The organism is Methanocalculus taiwanensis, from assembly GCF_024372745.1.
In the GTDB taxonomy this organism is placed as follows: Archaea; Halobacteriota; Methanomicrobia; order Methanomicrobiales; family Methanocorpusculaceae; genus Methanocalculus; species Methanocalculus taiwanensis.
In genome coordinates, this window is sequence record NZ_VOTZ01000062.1 from 1 (window position 1) to 1,857 (window position 1,857).

The following is a 1,857-nucleotide window of genomic DNA, read 5'->3' on the forward strand; positions in this document are numbered from 1 at the left end:
CCTGACTTTCCGGTTTTATAACCCACTCTGACCCAACCTTCTCTCCCGGAACAGTTCCTTGAACCCCATCGCTTTCAGCTGTTCCTTCATCTTATCCGTCAGGTTCAGGTACCAGAATGCATTCCCCTGCCCTGCACTCACCACCTCGACATATTCAACACGTTTCAGTCGTTCCAACAGCTCATCGAACCCATAATCCCTCTTCTTCTTTGGAACCAGATTCAGCCGATAATCATACGCCTTCCGGAGCCACAGTGCCATCATGTTCACAAAGAAGATCGCACGGATCCGGTGGTTCTTCCAGTGGCGGACAGGAGCAAGTTTCAGATGGGTTTTCAGCGTTCTGAATATCTTCTCGATGAAATCCTTCTCCATATACTCATTCACCACCTCTATCGCCTTCAGGGAGGTATCAGTCGAATACAGGAGGTATTTGCCATCCAGATCAGCCGCTCTGTCAATAGCAGCCTCATTATACTCCCATGAAATCGCACACCGTTTTCCACTTTGAAGGACATGGACTTTGAAAAAGTCTGCATACTGCCCAAGAATGGCAGCAATACTCTCCTCCACCTCCTCCTTCTTTAGACCATTCAGATTCTCGTTCAACGCCTGTAACTCAGCATCAAGTTCTGTCAACATTGCATTTCGTGCATCAATCGCCCCCATTCTCTTCGCATGGTTGACATACACAACTCCGGCATCCTCCCTGCCAAAGAGTGTTCCTTTTGCCCTGGTTGCATACAATGAACTCGTGCCGGTTGATCTCACCCGGTTCGTAACCTTTGTTGGAACCTCAGTCTGTAAAAGCAGAGATTGTGCCTGGTTTGATCCTTTATTCACGCCACAGATAAGGTTCCATCCAAGCGCCTCAATATCCCGGACAGACTCTTCTGAGGTATTTCCCCTGTCCCAGATCAGTGTTCCCGGCTCATAGGAGAGATCCAGCAGCTGTACCAGAAGCTCCTTTACCGATGACATTGAGTTGAAATTACCCGGCAGCAAAAAGAATGAAACCGGCACTTTATCCCATTTCGAGACGAGAATACAGAGATTGATCTGCTTCTGGTTCGCCTTCTTTGAATTGTATCCCTTCTCTCCAAGCTCATCGCCGGAGCCAAATATCAGAACCGGGGTGAGATCATAGGCAACGATCTCTTTCGCAGCATCAGGTAACGGATGAAGTGATCGCCATTGGGTATAGAGTGCGTCACAGATGAGAGGGCTGAAGTCAGTCAACCCATCAGCTGTTGAATCCTTGAAACAGATTCTGTCCAGAGATGAATAGAAAGCATGGTTAGTGAAGTAGTCTTCCGGCAGTTCCACGAGATCCGGAAGAGTTGTTGTCTGGATCCATTCACCCACATCATGTGCACTTTCTGGATTGAGTGCTTTATTGATGGCCCATGCAGTGAGGATTTTGCCGGGTGATCTTCCTTCGATCCGCCCCTCTCCACAACAGATCTGATCGATAGTCTTCGGCATATTCAGGGTAGAATTGGCAATAGACCACATGAGCTGGACATCGCCTGCCCGTTTTGAATGTTCAGGATACAGTGGTGTCTCGATATGGGTTGACTTCTTTGGGAGTGGCACGCCTCGTTCATCTCCTTCTTTTCCGAGATATTTGATGAACTTGGTCTTGGACTTTCCCTCCTCCCTGTATGACTCATAGAGTGCGAGGTATACGGCATCCTTCTTCTTAATCCGTTTGATGTGCATGCAAGTTATAATTATAACTCACAAAACGATAAAGCTTTCTGTTTGGATTAAAGGAGGATCAGGAAAATAAGTCGAATGTGTAGCAGGATGGTGTGGTGATGGTATGAGGTGAAGTTAGAAAATCACAAAGTCAGG

The 1,857-nt window shown here is 47.3% G+C and carries 1 protein-coding gene; it reads right to left on the minus strand.

All coding sequences use genetic code 11. The annotated features are described in order from the left end of the window. Positions 1-15 precede the first annotated feature (15 nt). Positions 16-1,722, minus strand: coding sequence for an IS1634 family transposase (locus FTO68_RS11775; RefSeq protein WP_255333605.1), 1,707 nt, complete (start codon positions 1,720-1,722; stop codon positions 16-18). Positions 1,723-1,857: the final 135 nt, after the last annotated feature.